Genomic DNA, 16,589 nt, shown 5'->3' with positions numbered 1-16,589 from the left:
AACCGGGATAGCCTATTCCGGCAGCGGAATGAACTCATGTTCCTGCGGAACTGCGGCGAAGCGGCCGGTTTTCCAGTCCTGCTTGGCCTGCTCGATCCGCTCCTTGCTGGAGGAGACGAAATTCCACCAGATGTGGCGCGGGCCCTCCAGGGCGTCGCCGCCCAGAAACATCATCCGCGTGGCCTTGAGCGCCCTCACCGTGATGCGGTCGCCCGGACGGAAGATTAGCAGTCGCGGCCCCTCGTAGCGCTCGTTCGCGATCTCGACCTCGCCATCGACGACGTAGATGGCGCGCTCCTCGTGATCGGGATCGAGCGGCACGATCGCGCCCGCGACCGCCGTGACCTCGGTATAGAACCAGGGCGACACCATCGAAACAGGCGAGGTGACGCCGAAGGCCGAGCCCGCGATCACCTTCGCGGTGAAGTCGCGCTCGGAGACCATCGGCAGGTCACCCGCGCCGTAGTGCTGGAACGACGGTGCGATCTCTTCCGATCCGGCCGGCAGCGCGATCCAGCTTTGCAGGCCCAGCATCTTCTGCCCCGAGGCGCGCTGCACATCCGGCGTGCGCTCGGAATGCGCGATGCCGCGGCCGGCTGTCATCAAATTCATCGCGCCGGGCTGGATCTCCTGGATGTTGCCCTCGCTGTCGCGATGCATGATCGCGCCGTCGAACAGATAGGTGACGGTAGCAAGCCCGATATGCGGGTGCGGCCGTACGTCCATGCCCTTGCCGGAGACGAATTGCACCGGCCCGAAATGATCGAAGAAGATGAAGGGTCCGACCATCTGCCGCTTGCCGTGCGGCAGCGCGCGCCGCACCGCGAAGCCGTCGCCGAGATCGCGCGTGCGCGGCACGATGACGAGATCGAGCGCATCGCAGGACATGGGATCGCCGAGCACGGGATCGTTCGAGGGTTGCCAGCTCATGGTAGGGCTCCTTTTGGCTTTTTCGAGCTAAATCGTAGCAGGATTTCGTGCGGCCGTCGCGGCTAAGCCTGGGCCACACACTCCGCCGTCATCGCCCGCGAAAGCGGGCGATCCAGTACGCCGCGGCCTATCGGTTCGATCACTGCCGTCTCGGCGTACTGGATCGTCCGGTCAAGCCGGACGATGACAGCTGTGGTGCGGATGGTGCTTGAAAACATACGCCTGACGAAGGATGTTTGGCTGATGTCAACCGCGACCCATCGCATCACCCGATGACCCTTGCCGCAACCGAGCTCGCCTTTCGCGCCGCCGCCGTGGCGCTGCTGCTGGTGCTGGCAGCGTCATTGCTCTCGGATTTCCGCAATGTGCTGGCAGCCCGGCTCGGTGCGGCCTTTGCGCTCGGCTCGGCCGCGCATGCTGTGAGCTATTCCGTCGGAACTTCATCGCTGGTCCCGGCATGGCATGCGCCGCTGATCGCGGTGTCGACCGGCAATATCGTGGTGTTCTGGCTGTTCACGCGCGCATTGTTCGACGATGAGTTTCGCCTGCGCCGGTGGCACGGATTGACCTGGGGGTTGGTGACAGCGTTCAGCTTCGTCAGTTGTCTCTGGATCGCACCCGGCGGGCATGTCCGGTTCGCCGTCACCGCGGTGAACCTGATTGTGCTCGGCTTCATTGCGCTCGCGATCATGCAGACGATCGGCTCATGGTCGGCCGATCTGGTCGAGCGCCGCCGCCGTGTTCGCATCTTCATCGTCTGTGCTGCCGCGCTCTATGGCGGATTGAACGCGCTGCTCCAGATCCTTGTCGCCGGCAGCGAGGTCGGCGATGTCGCCAACACCGTCAACGCCGGCGTGCTCGCCGGCATCGTTGTGGCCATCGTCTATGCGATGATGCGGGTCGACGGCGCCGACCTGTTTCCGGCCGCCGCGGAGGCTGCGCCGGCGATCGCGGCGAGCCAGCCTGTGGGCGAGGACGCCGCCGACCAAAAGCTGATCGACGCCCTGATGCGGCTGATGGCGCACGAGCGGATCTATCGCCAGGAGAACATCAGCATCGGCGTGCTCGCGGGCCGGCTGAAAATTCCCGAATACCGGCTCCGTCGGCTGATCAACCAGGGGCTCGGCTACCGAAATTTCAATGTGTTCCTGAACAACCACCGGATCGAGGAGGCCAAGGCCGCGCTGGCCGATCCCGCTCAGGCCGAGGTCCCCGTCATCACCATCGCGATGGACTCTGGCTTCCAGTCGCTCGGCCCTTTCAACCGCGCCTTCAAGGCCGTGACCGGCGTGACGCCGACGGAATACCGGCGGCTCAAGGTGAATGCTGTCTAGGCCTTAGTGCACTGAAATATCTAGAGTATCTCAGAATCGGCGAGCGTCTCGCGGTTTCCAGCTACGCCGTTTTCCAAATTCGGCGAGCGGGCATCGCGTGAATGCCGCTTCGTCTCCGGCACACGCCTCAAGCCGGAGCAAGCCCGTGACCCGCCGCAAGATTGTCCTTCTCACCGCCACCATCGTCTTTGCCGGCCTCGCGCTCGGCGCGGTTCGCGCCCATGACGTGCCCAAGGTCGCCACCGGCTTCATCGCCGACGTGCTCTGTTCCGAGACGTTTGTCTCGGGCCTCGATGTCAGGCGTAATTTGACGGAGACCATTGATGCGATGCCGGGCGCCGGTTTGCTCACCTGGGCGATGGACTATCAGGTCGATCGCGCGCGCAAGGACGTTACGGTGACGCTGTTCGGCATTGGCCGCAGCCATGCCGTGTATCGCGAGGGCCTCGGCTGCACGCTTGAGCACGGTGCGGAGATTGCCGACGTCCGGCTGCCGCCTGATGACAGGCAGCCGGCGTTGTTGCCCGAGATCGCCGGCCCCGCAATCGTGTCGCCGCAAAGCCCGGAGCTGTCAGCCGCGCTCGATCGCGCCTTCGCTGAGCCGACATCGCCGCCATTCCGCCGCACCCGCGCAATCGTCGTCATGAAATCGGGTCGCGTCATCGCCGAGCGCTATGCGGACGGCATCGGACCGGAGACGCCGCTGCTCGGCTTCTCCATGACCAAGTCCGTGATCTCGGCTCTCACCGGGATTCTCGTGCGCCAGGGCAGACTGAAGCTGGACGGGCCCGCACCGGTCGCCGCCTGGACAAATCCGGACGATCCGCGTCACGCCATCACCCTCGATCAATTGCTGCGCCACACCGCCGGCCTGGCGCTCGGCAGCTCGCTGCAGGCCTCGCTCGGCTCGGCGTTCGAGCCGGTCAATCGCATGAAATTCGTGGAGGCCGACATGGCCGCCTATGCCGCGAGCATGCCGCTTGCGACCGCGCCGGGCACCGTGTGGAATTATCACGATGGCAACACCATCATGCTCGCGCATCTGATCCGCAAGGCCGCCGGCGGCAATTCCGAAGGAGCGCTTGCCTTCGCGCACCACGAATTGTTCGTGCCGCTCGGCATGCGCCACGTCACGCTCCAGCTCGACGGCGCCGGCACGATCAAGGGGTCGAGCGAGATGCTCGCATCCGCGCGCGACTGGGCGCGGTTCGGCCAGCTCTATCTCAACGACGGCGTCGCCGGCGGCAAGCGCATCCTGCCCGAGGGCTGGGTGAATTATTCGGTGTCGGCGACGCCCAATGCCTGGGTCGGTATCGGCGCCGGCTTCTGGACCAACCAGGGCGACAGCTTTGGCGCGACCTTCCGCGTCGAGCACGGCTGGCCGCGTGATGCCTTCTTCGCCAAGGGCACCATCGGTCAGTACACGATCGTGATTCCGTCGGAACGACTCGTGATCGTGCGGTTAGGCCGTTCGCCGAACGCGCCGCCGGAAGCCGACGGTGTGTTCGATCTGGTGCGCGACGTGGTTGCGGTTACGCGCGAGAAGGGAAAGCTGGCGGGGGTGAATTGAGGTGCTTCACCTCCCCAGCTCCGTCGCCTTCGCCACGCGATCGAACCGCTCCAGCGTCATGATCGCGTCCGCGAATTTCTCCGCGCGCGCGTTCAGCACCGGGCGGGCCAGCGTCAAAAACTTCTGCTGCATCGCCCGCGCATCGGGGAAGGAGGTCGGCTCTCCCGAGGGATCGGCATAGAGCCGCTCGTGCACGCCGTCGTCCGTCGTGATACTCACGCGCGCGCCAAAGGGGTGAGTGCGGCCGACTTCGAGACGATCGTCCTGTACCACGTCGAACTTGTCGGCGAGCGCGTCGATGGCTGCGTCCCCAAGGCGGGTGTAGTCGTCCCAGCCAAATGACCCCTGATCGAGCGCGAGCGCGCCGGTGAAGAACATCGAGAACTGGCCGCCGACGATCGAGGTCGGGTGCCGCTTGGTCGCGGCGTCGCCGGTGAGCGTGATGCCGTTGCGATGCAGGCCGATCTCCACCCGCTTGACCTGATCGGGTGTCAGATTGTGCTCGCGCCGCATCGCGATCAGCGCGTCGATCGCGGCGTGGGTATAGCGGCAGCTCGGATACGGTTTGACGCCGATCTTCATGGTCTCGTAGGTCTTGCCGAGCTCGGCGACCGCCTTGTCGGGATGCGCATCGTCGGTGTAGCCGGCGAGCAGGCCATGCTTGCCCTCGACGGATTCCGTCGCGCCGACGAAATCGTTGCGCGCCAGCGTCGCGGCGATCACGCCATTCATCGCGGCGGCGCCGACCTGGTAGCGTTTGTTCCAGGCGCCATTGACCAGGAATTGCAGCGAGCCCGCGGCTTGGCTGCCGGCGACTCCGAAGGCGGCGATGAGCTGTTGCTCGGAGAGGCCGAACAGTTTGCCGGCGGCCGCGGCTGCGCCATAGGTGCCGGCGGTGGCGGTCGGATGGAAGCCGCGGGCATAATGCGAGGTCGGGTCGAGCGCGTTGCCGAGCCGGCAGCAGACCTCATAGCCCGCCACGATCGCGGTCAGCACGTCGCGGCCCGACGCGCCGACCATCTCGCCGACGGCGAAGGCGGCCGGAACGACCGGCGCGCTCGGATGCAGCGAGGAATCCGCATGCGTGTCGTCGAAGTCGAGCGAATGGCCGAGGGCGCCGTTGAGCAGCGCCGCGACCGCCGGCGTCCAGGTCTTGGTGTCGCCGAACACGGTGGATTCGCCCTTGGTATCGAGCGCAAGCGCCTCCAGCATCTTCAGGATCGAGGGGGTGGATTCCGCTTCGCTGCGGGCGCGGATGGCGCTGCCGAGGAAGTCCAGCGTCAGGACTTTTGTCCGATCCAGCACTTCCGTCGGAATATCCTGGAATTTCAGGTTGGCGACATAGGCGGCGAGCGTTGCGGTTTCGTGAGCCATCGTGTTTCCTCGTTTTGGCGCGCAAGTTAGGCGGGCTGATTTGGCCTTTCAAGCGGCCTCGGGGCTGCGGGCATCAGCTATGCTTTTGGCTGGCTTACGAGGGTTGGACGGGGATACGCGACCATGGCATTCGCAGGAGAGCTGTTCGACCGGGTCTGGTCGCGAAAGACCCAATTGGGGCTGGCGGTCCGGGTCACGGTGGCGGCCACCGGCGCCTACGCGCTCGCCACCGCGCTGCATCTCTTGTTGCCGCTCTGGGCCGTCCTCACGTCCATCATCGTGACCCAGATGAGCGTCGGGCGCTCGCTGAAGGCGACACGCGACTACATGCTCGGCACCATCGGCGGCGCGATCTATGGCGGCGCCATCGCAATCCTGATCCCCTATTCCGGCGAACTGGGCCTGCTGGGTCTGCTGGTGCTGGCCGTGGCGCCGCTTGCCTTTGTCGCATCGATCTATCCGAATCTGAGCTCTGCAACGGTGACGGCCGTGATCGTGCTCGTGCTTCCCTCGATGCATCATGCCGATCCCATGGCCTCTGCGATCGATCGCGTCAGCGAAGTCGCGGTCGGCGCGGTGACGGGGCTGCTCGTCTCCTTCCTGGTGCTGCCCTCGCGCGCGGTGCGGCAAATCCGCGCCAGCGCGGCAAAACTGCTCGAATTGATCGCGGAGGCCTTCACCGAATTGCTCGCGGGCCTGACGCGCGGCCGCGACAATGACGCGCTGCATCGGATTCAGGACGGTATCGGCACCGCAATGGTGGGAATGAATACCATTGGCGCCGAAGCCGAGCGCGAGCGCTCGGCGCGATTGTCGAGCGGGCCGGACACCGGCCCGTTGTTGCGCACGATCTTGCGGCTGCGCCATGACGTCGTGATGATCGGCCGCTCGACCGTGGTGCCGTTGCCGGCCGAGGTGCAGACACGGCTTGCCGCACCGCTGACGGAAGTCTCGACCGTGATCGCGCGCTTCCTGCGTTCGGCGGCCGCAGCCTTGCGCGAGGGCGCCGGCGCGCCGCCGATCCACCCCGTGCATGTCGCGCTTCAGCACTATGCCGAGGCAGTCGCCGCCGTGCGTCAGGATGGCCTGATCCGCGGCCAGCCCAGCGACACCGCGGAGCGCTTCTTCGCGCTCGGCTTTTCGCTGGAGCAGATGCACCAGAATCTCTGCGATCTCGATCGCGTCGTCGGCGAATGGTCGGAGGCCGCGACCGACAAGCCCGCGCGCGTGGCGGAGTGAGCTAGCGCCGCGTCAGGCCCTTGTCCTGCATGCGCCAGACCAGCAAATCGATGCGGTCCTGGCCGAAGAACGGCTCGTTCTCGAACACGAAGGTCGGCACGCCCCAATGGCCGGAGGCGGCGTGGTCCTTCTCGTTCTCCGTGATCACCTGCTCGTAGCGATCCGGGTCGGCGGTGATCGCGGCATCCATCGCGGCGAGATCGAAGCCGGCCTTGTCGGCGGCGCGCGCAAGATGATCGCCTTCGTTCCAGCCCGCCACCGAGCCGTCCCACAGCACGCGGGCGATCGCGTCGGTGAATGCGAGCGAGCGTCCCTCGAGCTGCGCCATGGCACCAAGCCGGGTCAGGCGGTGGATGTAGGGTTGCTCGGCCGCGACGTCGAATGTTGTCTTGTCCTGGACGATCGGATCCGGCCTCGGAAAGCGGAACGGAATGCCCTCGTGCTGCGCCACGCGCCTGCTGTCGAGCACCACATAGCGAATGAAGTTCGGGCTGGCCTTCTTGAAAAACCCGGGCACTCGGACTGCGAGCGGATAGACCGGCCGCAAATTCACCGCCAGATCGTAGTCTTCGACGAGCTTCAGCGTCTTGGGCAGCGCCAGATAGCTGAACGGGCTGCGAAAGGAGTAGAAGAGGTCGACGGAGAGCGTCACCGGGCCGGCTCCGCAATCCGCCCCATCATGCTGCGGGCCACAAGCTTGTGGAAGGGCGTGATGAGCGCGAGGTAGGCGCGGCCCAGCCGATTGTTAGTCCGCACCAGCGTGGTCAAGGTGACGTGGCGCGGCACCGCTTCGCCGGCCACATCGACCACGATGCGGAAGTCGAGATGATAATCATCGAACCCGGCGACCAGCTGCTCCGGCGTTTCGCTCAGCACCGGAAACAAGCCGATCAAACCGCCCGGCGCTGGCGTGCCCTCGCCCGATGTCTTCAATCCAAAGGGCGTCACCAGAATGTTGCGCAGGCGTGTCAGTGCACCGATCCAGCGCGGTCCCTGCAACACCATCCTGGTGCAGGCCTCGCGGGCATTCACCGGTGCTGTGCCGATCTCTACGCGAAAGGCGTCGATGAACTGCGCACCGGCCAGCAGCGTGCCGGCGTCAACATCGGGGGTAACTTCGCGGACAGTCCCGTTCATCCCGCCAGTCTGCGCGTCAGCATCCGGAAGCGCAAGATCAGAAGTCCGGCATAGACGAACGATCCGATCGACAGTCCGATCCAGACACCGACCGCGCCGAGATCGGCGTGAAAGGCAAGCCACCAGGCGATGGGAAAGCCCACGCACCAATAGCCGATCGCGGCGAATACCAACGTCATCCTGGTGTCATTGATGCCGCGCAGCGCGCCGCCCATGATGGTCTGGATGGCATCGGCAATGAAGAAGGTCGCGCCGACCAGCAGCAGCGTTGCGGTCAGCTCCACGGTCGCCATGCTGGCTTCGCTGCTGCCGAAGAACAGCCGTCCCAGCTGATAGCGGCCGAGAATGATCGCAACGGTCAGCGCCGAGACGAACGCGATCCCGATCACGGCGGCGACGAGACCTGCGCGCTTCACTGCGGCCGGGTCGCCGCGGCCGAAGGCGTGGCCGACCCGCACGGTGGCCGCCATGCCGATACCGAGTGGGACCATGAACAGCACGGCGGTGACCTGGAGCGCGATCTGATGCGCCGCGAGCGCAGTGATCGAGATCAACCCCATCAGCAGCGCCGCCGAAGAGAACAGGCCATATTCCAGCAGCAGCGAGAACGAGATCGGGGCGCCGATCGCGATGAGTTTGCGCATCAGGGGCCAGTCGATTCGCCAGAGATGGGCAAGCGGACGATAGTCCGCGAACGGCTTGCGCAGCCCCGCAATGGCGAGCGTGGCGACGAACGTGCCGAGATTGACGATGGTGGTCGCAAGCCCCGCGCCGAACAGGCCGAGCTCCGGCAGGCCGAACAGGCCGTGGATCAGGGCGTAGACCAATGCGGCATTGACGGGGATCGCCGCGAGCGTGATCCACAGCGGGGCCTGCGGCCGGTTCACCGCGCTCATCATGCTGCGCAGCGCGATGAAGCCGAGCGCCGGCGCGATGCCCCAGGCGAGGCCATTCAGATAACGCTGGGCGAGCGCGGCCGAGTGCGGCGCCTGACCGAGTGCGACCAGGATGTGCTCGCCATAGAGCGGCGAGGCCATCATCGGCAGCGAGATCAGCAACGCGACCCACAAGCCGACGCGCAAGGAGCGGCGGATGCGTCTGATATCGCCGGCGCCAAAGGCCTGCGCGACCAGCGGCGACACCGCCGCCATCAATCCGAGCCCGAAGGTGAAGCTGACGAAATAGACCGTATGCGCCAGCGCTGCTGCTGCGACCGCGCTCTCGCCGAGCCGCCCGATCAGCGCGAGATCGGTCGTGATCATCGCGATCTGCCCGAGCTGCGTCAGCATCATCGGTACGGCCAGCCGCAGCGTCTCGACGAATTCGTCGGCGAGAGGATTTGGCGGCACGCCGGCTTGCGGCTGCGAACGAGGCTGGATGGTGTCGAGCATGGCCGGGTCAATAGCACAGCCGGGCGACGAAAACATGGCCTCGCGCGTGTCCCGGACGCGCTGCAGCGCGAAGCGATGCTGCGCAGAGCCGGGACCCAGAAAATCGCGAGCGCAGTTCTCAGCCGCATGGGCCCCGGCTCAGCAGCGCATCACTGGCGTGCTGCGCTGCGTCCGGGGCACGAGACCATTCTTCGATCTCGAGCCGGAAAGCGCCTCACCCCTTCCGCTCGGGCACGCGCCTGATCTTCGCGCCGAGCGCATTCAGCCGTTCGTCGATGCGCTCGTAGCCGCGCTCGATCTGGTCGGCGTTGTTGATGGTCGAGGTGCCCTCGGCACAGACGGCCGCGAGCAGCATGGCCATGCCGGCGCGAATGTCGGGTGAGGTCATCGTCGCGCCGTGCAGCCGGCTTGGACCGGCAATGATGGCGCGATGCGGATCGCACAGCACGATGCGCGCGCCCATCGCGATCAGCTTGTCGACGAAGAACATCCGCGATTCGAACATCTTCTCGAACATCAGGATCACGCCCTCGCATTGCGTGGCGGTGACGATCGCGATCGACATCAGATCGGCGGGGAAGGCCGGCCAGGGCTGGTCCTCCAGCTTCGGCACGTGGCCGCCAAAATCGTCCTGGATCTTCAGCGTTTGGTTCGAGGGCACGATGAGATCGTCGCCCTCGATGCGGCAGACGATGCCGAGCCGCTCGAATCCCATGCGGATCGAGCGCAGATGCTCGACGCCCGCGCGCACGATGCGAAGCGGCGAACGCGTCACGGCTGCGAGCCCGATCAGCGAGCCGACCTCGATATGGTCGGGCTGGATCCGGTAGGTCGCGCCGCCCAGCGTCGCCGGACCGTGCACAATCATGGTGTTGGTGCCGATGCCCTCGATCTCAGCGCCGAGCGCAACGAGGAAGTTGGCGAGGTCCTGCACATGCGGCTCGGACGCGGCGTTGCGCAAATAGGTGGTGCCTTCGGCGGCGACGGCTGCGACCAGCGCGTTCTCGGTCGCGGTCACGCTGGGCTCGTCCAGGAACACGTCGGCGCCGGTCAGCTTCGAAGCGCGGAATTCGAGCCGGTCGGTCGCGGTGACCTTGGCTCCCAATTGCTCGAGCGCGAGCACATGCGTGTCGAGCCTTCGGCGGCCGATGACGTCGCCGCCGGGCGGCGGCAGCATCACTTCGCCGCAGCGGGCGAGCAGGGGGCCCGCGAGCAGGATCGAGGCACGGATGCGGACGCACAAGTCCGGATCGAGATCGGCCGCGCGGATGCTCTTGGCGTGAATATGAAGCGTGTTGCGGGCGGTCCATTCCGCGGCAGCGCCGACTGAGCGGATCAGCTCGACCAGCGTCTCGGTGTCGCGGATCCGCGGCACGTTTTCCAGCGTCACCGGATGCTCGGTGAGCAGGGCTGCCGCGATGATCGGCAGCGCGGAATTCTTGTTGCCGGACGGCTCGATCGAGCCCGAGAGCCGGTGACCGCCCTCGACGATGTACTGGATGGGCGCCACGTGGTCTCTCGCTGTGTTTTTGGGTGGGGCGGCTGGTTTGGAGGCGGAAACTACCGAGAATTGAGCGCGGGAGCAATTCTGCACTTGTCGCGGCTCGATCGCTTCGCAGCCCCGACACAGGTGCGCTCCCTCTCCCGCTTGCGGGGGAGGGCTGGGGAGGGGGTGCTTCAGCGATGGGATTGTCGAAGTTTACGGAGCGTATCCCGGCGAGGAGAAAGCCCCCACCCGGCGCTTCGCGCCGACCTCCCCCGCAAGCGGGAGAGGTTGCAGCGAGCGCTTGGCCAGCAGTTCGAAATCCAAAAGCCAGCGGCCTCAGATATCGATCGTCGCGCTCAGCGAATGTTCCTGGATGAAGTCGCGGCGCGGCTCGACCACGTCGCCCATCAGCTTGGTGAAGATGTCGTCGGCCTCATCGACCTCCTTGACCTTCACCTGGAGCAGTGATCGCGCATTGACGTCCAGCGTCGTCTGCCAGAGCTGCTCCGGATTCATCTCGCCCAGCCCTTTGTAACGCTGCAGCGAGACGCCCTTGCGGCCGGCGTCGGTGACCGCTTCGAACAGATCGACCGGGCCGTAGACCATGTGCTCGGTGTCCTTGCGCCGCAGCTTGCCGGGGCGGGCATAAACGTCCTGGAGCTTGACCGTGTACTCGTCGAGCTTGCGGGCTTCGACCGAGCCCAGGAACGCGTCATCGATGAGGGCGACGTCCTTGACGCCGCGCACCGTGCGCTCGAACTGGAAGCCATGGCCTTCGACGTATTGACCGATCCAGCCGCGCTCGACCTCGTCGGCGAGCGTGTCGAGGCGGGCGGCGATGTATTGCGCGGCCGCGGCGGCCTTCTCCGGATTGCCGTAGATCGCCTTGTTGAGCACGCCGGTGATGGCGGCCTGCTCGATCACCTTGCGATTGTAGCGGGTGTGCAGGCTGCGCAGGACGCCACGGACGGCGCGGGCGTCGTCGACCAGCGAGCGCAGGTCGCGGCCGGTGCGATCGCCGCCGGTGCCGGGAATATAGACGCAGTCGTCGAGCCCGGTATCGATCAGATAATCTTCCAGCGCCCGCTCGTCCTTCAGATATTGCTCGGACTTGCCGCGGTTGACCTTATAGAGCGGCGGCTGGGCGATATAGAGATAGCCGCCGTCGATGATCTCGCGCATCTGCCGGTAGAAGAAAGTGAGCAGCAGCGTGCGGATGTGGGCGCCGTCGACGTCGGCGTCGGTCATCACGATGATCTTGTGATAGCGCAGCTTCTCGATCGAGAATTCGTCGCTGATGCCGGTGCCGAGCGCGGTGATCAGCGTGCCGATCTGCTCGCTGTGCAGCATTTTGTCGGGACGCACACGTTCGACATTGAGGATCTTGCCGCGCAGCGGCAGCACGGCCTGGAATTCGCGGTTGCGGCCCTGCTTGGCACTGCCGCCTGCCGAGTCACCCTCGACGATGAAGAGCTCGGATTTCGCCGGGTCCTTCTCCTGGCAGTCGGCGAGCTTGCCGGGCAGCGAGGAGACCGACAGCGGGCTCTTGCGCGTCAGCTCGCGCGCTTTTCGCGCGGCTTCGCGGGCGGCCGCCGCCTGGATCACCTTGCCGACGATCATCTTGGCTTCGGAGGGGTGCTCCTCGAACCAGGCCTGCAGCGCCTCGTTGAGCACGTTCTCGACCACGGGACGCACTTCCGAGGACACCAGCTTGTCCTTGGTCTGCGACGAAAACTTTGGATCCGGCACCTTCACCGACAACACGGCGGTGAGGCCTTCGCGGCAATCGTCGCCGGTGAGCGCGATCTTTTCCTTTTTCGCGTTGGCCTCGGCATAGCCGTTGACCTGGCGCGTCAGCGCGCCGCGGAAACCGGCGAGATGGGTGCCGCCGTCGCGCTGCGGGATGTTGTTGGTGAAGCACAGCACGTTCTCATGGTAGCTGTCGTTCCACCACAATGCGGCCTCGACGCCGATGCCGTTGGATTCCGCGCGTACCATGATCGGCGCCGGCACGATTGCCTTCTTGTTGCGGTCGAGATATTTGACGAATTCCTCGACGCCGCCGGAATAGTGCATCTCCTCGCGCTTCTCGACCGCGTGACGCATGTCGGAGAGGGCGATGTTAACGCCGGAATTGAGGAAGGCGAGCTCGCGCAGCCGGTGCTCCAGCGTGGCGAAATCATACTCGATGTTCTTGAAGGTTTCCGTCGAGGCCTGGAACGTCACCTCGGTGCCGCGCCTGCCGGGCGCGTCGCCGACCACCTTGAGCGGCGCGACCGCATCGCCATGGGCGAATTCGATGTAGTGTTCCTTGTTGTCGCGCCAGATGCGCAAGCCGAGCTTGCTCGACAGCGCGTTGACGACGGAGACGCCGACGCCGTGCAGGCCGCCGGAAACCTTGTAGGAATTTTGGTCGAATTTACCGCCGGCATGGAGTTGGGTCATGATGACCTCGGCCGCCGAGATGCCTTCGCCCTTGTGGATGTCGACGGGAATGCCGCGGCCGTCGTCGCGCACGGTGACAGAATTGTCGGCGTTGAGGATCACGTCCACGCGCGTGGCGTGGCCCGCGAGCGCCTCGTCGATCGCATTGTCCACGACTTCGTAGACCATATGATGCAGGCCCGAGCCGTCATCGGTGTCGCCGATATACATGCCCGGGCGCTTGCGGACGGCGTCGAGACCCTTGAGCACGCGGATCGATTCCGCCCCGTAATCGCTCGGATTTGAGGGTTCGTTTTCGGCAGGCGTCTGCCGAGCAGGTTCTGTCATGAGAGGCCTTCGAGATGTCGCCCGAATCAGCCGCGCAAAAGGCGCTGATATGCGGGCTATTTGTGCCACGAAAGACGGATTGCGCCTAGCGCAAAGTATCTCCCGGCAAGTCTTTGATTAGATGGGATTTTTTGGCCGGTTTTCAAGGCTTTCGAAGGCCAATTCGAGGCGCTGAAAAAAGCGCGATTCGAGAGGCCGTTCGGGGTCGCTGAAAGGCGCGGATATTGCGGGGAACGAAGGGTGTTCCGAGGCGCTTGGAACGCCCCGGAACGGCCTTGCAGGCTCAATACATCTGCAGCGGCAGCACGTCTCCGTTTGGCCCCACCAGGAGGCCCCAGGCATCGCCGGCGGCCACGGTGAGGCTTTCGGTGCGGGCAGGGCGCCCCGGCAGACGCAGCGCGTACTGGTACTTGCCGGGCGGCAGATCGAGCATCGGGCCTTTCGGCGATTGCGGTCCGCCGGCACCAGCCGCGATCTTCACCGTTTGATTGTTGATCGTCAGCGATGCTTCCTTCGGCCCCATATTGCCGAGCATCAGCCTGGCCTGTCCCGCCTTCGGCATGATGTCGGCCTTTGCCGCGGCCTGCGGATTCCGCTGCACCAGACTGACCGTCGTCTCGTCCCTGGCGCGGCCGAGCTTCAGCACGGCCGGTCCCTCCGGCGAGGTGAACGCGAGTTCCGCCCGCTCGGCCGTTACGATTGCGCCGTCGGCCTTCTCCTGCCAGCCGCGGTTGGTCAGCTCCGTGCGATAGAAGGCGAGGACCTCGCCAAGCTCGGCGGGGATGCTGGCTTCGAGCTCGGTCCGGAACGACTGCTCGCTGCCGGGGAATTTCGTGGAGCTGATGCCGGTCGAGCTGTGCTGCGTCGGCACCGGCAGGGCCGAATCGGGATCGGGCGTGAGCGGCTCCTTCGATTTGGTCTGGACCACCTTGGCTTGCCTCGATTTGGCCTCGACGGGCTTCGCCGCGGCGATAACAAGACCGGAGCCGTTGGCGCTAACGTTTACCTTCGGCCCCATCTGCATCACGGTCATCGAGATCGACTTCCCGCTCTTGGAGAATTCCATCATCGCCATGTTGGGCTGGTTGATGACGGAGGGCTGCTCCTTCCAGCCCGCAGGCTTGAGCGATGCGCGATAGAACGCCGTGAGCGCCTTCACGCTCGATGACGAGGAGAATTCGAGCCTGCCCTCGCCGCCTTCGAAGTTCACGCCTTCGGCGTTTTCAGGCAGCGGCAGCGGGGTCTTGCTGTCGGCGAGCGCGTTGAGCGGCGCGTCCGACAATGCGGCCGCCTGCACCTTGCGTCTGGCTTCGTCGGCGGTGATGAGCTGCTTGGCCGCGCCTAGCGCATCCCCAAGGAACTTGTCGTCGGCCTCTTTCTTCGCCTTGGCGCGGGCGGCAAGCGCGGAGTCCTTCAACTGCGCCGTCAGGCTGACCATGGTGAAATCGTATTTGCGGCCAAGCCGCAGCAGGCCGGTTTCCTCCGCGGAAGAGATCTTGATCGCGACCTCGTCGCCGGGCGCGAGCGGTGCGCTGCCGTCCTCATGCCAGCCGCGCGCGGCGAGCTCGCGGTGATAGAAGGCGAGTACCGCGGGCAGCTCGGCCATCGCGGCGGCCGACATCTCGCGCTTGTTGTCGCTCGCGCTGCCGAGGCCCATGGCCGTCTTGGTCGGGCTCGGCCGCGGCAGGCCGGCCAGATCGCTATCGGCTTTGAGCTCGCCGGGCAGCGCGAAGGGCGCGACCCGGATATCGACATGGGTGCGGCCATCGTCGCGGCGCGTCAGCGTCAGCATCACGGGCTTCTGCTGGTAGAAGCCGGTCTCCTTGCTATCGGCATGCGCGTAGAACGCGCGCAGGCCGTTGGGAACGGTTTCATCCAGGCCCCTCGTCCAGCGCGCGGCGGTTTCCGGCGTGAGCTTCTGCCAGCCGATGGCAGCCATCTGGCTGCTGTAGAAATCCGACGTTGCATCGAGCGGCGTCGGCGCGATGCAGCCGAGATAGGGCCGGGTCCCGTCGAACACGATGTCGCTTGCGCCCTCCGGAAACGGCACGTTCCCGTAGATCCGGTCGGTCGTGTAGTAGACCACGGACTGGTCGGGCCGGCCCGGGGCCTGCGTGAAATGAACGGAAAGGCCCTGTCGTCCCTTCCTGAACTTCAGCAGGCTGCTTTTCTCCTCCAGCGGCATCACATAGGGCACCCAGCCGTTGTCGCTCAGGAGCTTTTGGACCGCGGGCAGCGTCACGGCCTGCCGCGTCGGTACGCGATATTCGACGCTATAGGGATCGGGGCGCGAGATGTCTTCCACCGCACCTTCGATCTGGGGCAGCGCGTGGACGTCGACGATTCCCTCGTCGGCGCCGGCCGCGATCGAGCAGCTCGCCATCAGGAAGAGACCGCATGCAAGCAGCCGCCATCGTGCCGGGACTTGCATCCCGCGCGGGATCATCGCCATCGTTACGTCTCCAGGATGCCGCGCGGCGCTTGGGCGCGCGCGATTGCAACGGCTGCAACACCGTCGGCGGGGCCTCAGACCAGAAGTCGCGGCAGGAACCGGGCAGGTTCAAAGCTCCCGGACTAGTCAATACAGTTGGAGTGGCGACCATGCCTCGCCGTCGCGCCCGACGGTGAGCTCCCAGGCGTCGCCGGCCGCGACGGTGAGGATGTTGCTGTGGGCCGGACGGCCGGGGACGTTCAGTTCGTAGGAATATTTGCCGGGCGCCAGATCCAGCGATACGGCGTTAGCGCCGGCGGCGCGCTTGATGATCCGCGCGTCGATCCCGAGCACGGCTTCCGTCTCGCCGATGTTGCTGAACACCAGCTTCGCCTGGCCCGGTTCGGGCATGACGTTCGCCCGGATTGCTGTATCCGAGTTCTTCTGCATGAGATGGACCGAGGTGTTGCTGTCCTTGCGGCCGAGCTCCAGCATGGCCGGTCCGAGCGGAGAGACGAACGCGAGCTGGACGTGATCGGCGGAGACGACGGCGCCATCGTGCTGCTCCTGCCAGCCGAGCTTTCCGAGCTCCCTGCGGTAGAAAGCGAGGACGTCGCCGAGCTCGGCGGGCACGGTGGCTTCGAGCTTGACGCGAAGCGGCGCTTCGACGCCCCGCATCAGGGTGGTGTGGATTCCTCTAAAGCTGTAGCGGGTCGGTGCGGGCAGCGTGACATCGGGATCCGGCGTGAGATCGGCTGAAAACAGCGGCTTCGGCATCCAGGCGCCGGCGCTTGCAGCGAGCATGCACGTCGCGAGCAAGACGAGGCCGCACGCAAACGCCCGCCATCGTGCCGGAGCTTGCGCCCCGGACCTCGCCGTCCGCATCTCACTCTCCCGGGTATCGCGCGTGATGTTTCATTGCGCG

The 16,589-nt window shown here is 65.6% G+C and carries 12 protein-coding genes; 3 read left to right on the top strand and 9 right to left on the bottom strand.

All coding sequences use genetic code 11. From position 1 onward, the window contains the following. Positions 1–12: 12 nt before the first annotated feature. The gene (locus tag BRA1253DRAFT_RS22960; protein WP_007598296.1) at positions 13–930 is read right to left on the bottom strand and encodes a pirin family protein; all 918 of its coding nucleotides are present in this window, start codon (positions 928–930) and stop codon (positions 13–15) included. Between the two features lie 272 nt (positions 931–1,202). Here BRA1253DRAFT_RS22960 and BRA1253DRAFT_RS22950 point away from each other — a divergent pair, with 272 nt between their 5' ends. Both BRA1253DRAFT_RS22950 and BRA1253DRAFT_RS22945 read left to right on the top strand, forming a co-directional pair. Further along, the gene (locus BRA1253DRAFT_RS22950) at positions 1,203–2,264 is read left to right on the top strand and encodes a helix-turn-helix domain-containing protein (protein ID WP_007598284.1); all 1,062 of its coding nucleotides are present in this window, start codon (positions 1,203–1,205) and stop codon (positions 2,262–2,264) included. Between the two features lie 145 nt (positions 2,265–2,409). Further along, entirely contained in the window at positions 2,410–3,834 is a 1,425-nt protein-coding gene (locus BRA1253DRAFT_RS22945; protein WP_007598283.1) for a serine hydrolase, read from the top strand. 6 nt (positions 3,835–3,840) lie between these two features. On the opposite strand, the gene BRA1253DRAFT_RS22940 is transcribed toward BRA1253DRAFT_RS22945, so the two are convergent. Then, positions 3,841–5,208: an MmgE/PrpD family protein gene (locus BRA1253DRAFT_RS22940; protein WP_007598282.1), complete on the bottom strand. Its 1,368-nt coding sequence runs from the start codon at positions 5,206–5,208 to the stop codon at positions 3,841–3,843. 123 nt (positions 5,209–5,331) lie between these two features. On the opposite strand from BRA1253DRAFT_RS22940, the gene BRA1253DRAFT_RS22935 reads away from it, so the two are divergent. Next, the gene (locus BRA1253DRAFT_RS22935; protein ID WP_007598281.1) at positions 5,332–6,447 is read left to right on the top strand and encodes an aromatic acid exporter family protein; all 1,116 of its coding nucleotides are present in this window, start codon (positions 5,332–5,334) and stop codon (positions 6,445–6,447) included. Position 6,448: 1 nt separating this feature from the next. Here BRA1253DRAFT_RS22935 and BRA1253DRAFT_RS22930 read toward each other — a convergent pair whose 3' ends face one another. From BRA1253DRAFT_RS22930 to BRA1253DRAFT_RS22900, 7 genes are all read right to left on the bottom strand, one after another. Beyond that, entirely contained in the window at positions 6,449–7,099 is a 651-nt protein-coding gene (locus tag BRA1253DRAFT_RS22930) for a 2-hydroxychromene-2-carboxylate isomerase (RefSeq protein ID WP_007598280.1), read from the bottom strand. Next, positions 7,096–7,584 (bottom strand): DUF2867 domain-containing protein, encoded by a 489-nt coding sequence (locus tag BRA1253DRAFT_RS22925; RefSeq protein WP_007598279.1) that lies wholly within the window; start codon positions 7,582–7,584, stop codon positions 7,096–7,098. The genes BRA1253DRAFT_RS22930 and BRA1253DRAFT_RS22925 overlap by 4 nt, the downstream gene beginning before the upstream one ends. After that, positions 7,581–8,975: an MATE family efflux transporter gene (locus BRA1253DRAFT_RS22920; RefSeq protein ID WP_007598278.1), complete on the bottom strand. Its 1,395-nt coding sequence runs from the start codon at positions 8,973–8,975 to the stop codon at positions 7,581–7,583. The genes BRA1253DRAFT_RS22925 and BRA1253DRAFT_RS22920 overlap by 4 nt, the downstream gene beginning before the upstream one ends. Before the next feature lie 214 nt (positions 8,976–9,189). After that, entirely contained in the window at positions 9,190–10,485 is a 1,296-nt protein-coding gene (gene murA, locus BRA1253DRAFT_RS22915) for a UDP-N-acetylglucosamine 1-carboxyvinyltransferase (protein ID WP_007598277.1), read from the bottom strand. 312 nt (positions 10,486–10,797) lie between these two features. Next, positions 10,798–13,233, bottom strand: a complete 2,436-nt coding sequence (gene gyrB, locus BRA1253DRAFT_RS22910; protein ID WP_007598276.1) for a DNA topoisomerase (ATP-hydrolyzing) subunit B — start codon at positions 13,231–13,233, stop codon at positions 10,798–10,800. Between the two features lie 283 nt (positions 13,234–13,516). Beyond that, positions 13,517–15,685 carry a hypothetical protein gene (locus tag BRA1253DRAFT_RS22905; RefSeq protein ID WP_007598274.1) on the bottom strand — a complete coding sequence of 723 codons (2,169 nt, stop codon included), beginning with the start codon at positions 15,683–15,685 and terminating at the stop codon, positions 13,517–13,519. Between the two features lie 126 nt (positions 15,686–15,811). After that, positions 15,812–16,549 carry a hypothetical protein gene (locus tag BRA1253DRAFT_RS22900; RefSeq protein WP_007598273.1) on the bottom strand — a complete coding sequence of 246 codons (738 nt, stop codon included), beginning with the start codon at positions 16,547–16,549 and terminating at the stop codon, positions 15,812–15,814. Positions 16,550–16,589 lie beyond the last annotated feature (40 nt).

The sequence above is a fragment of the Bradyrhizobium sp. WSM1253 genome (assembly GCF_000244935.1).
Taxonomy (GTDB): Bacteria; Pseudomonadota; Alphaproteobacteria; order Rhizobiales; family Xanthobacteraceae; genus Bradyrhizobium; species Bradyrhizobium canariense.
Note: the sequence above shows the minus strand (reverse complement) of the source record. Positions and strands in the feature narration are given on the sequence as shown.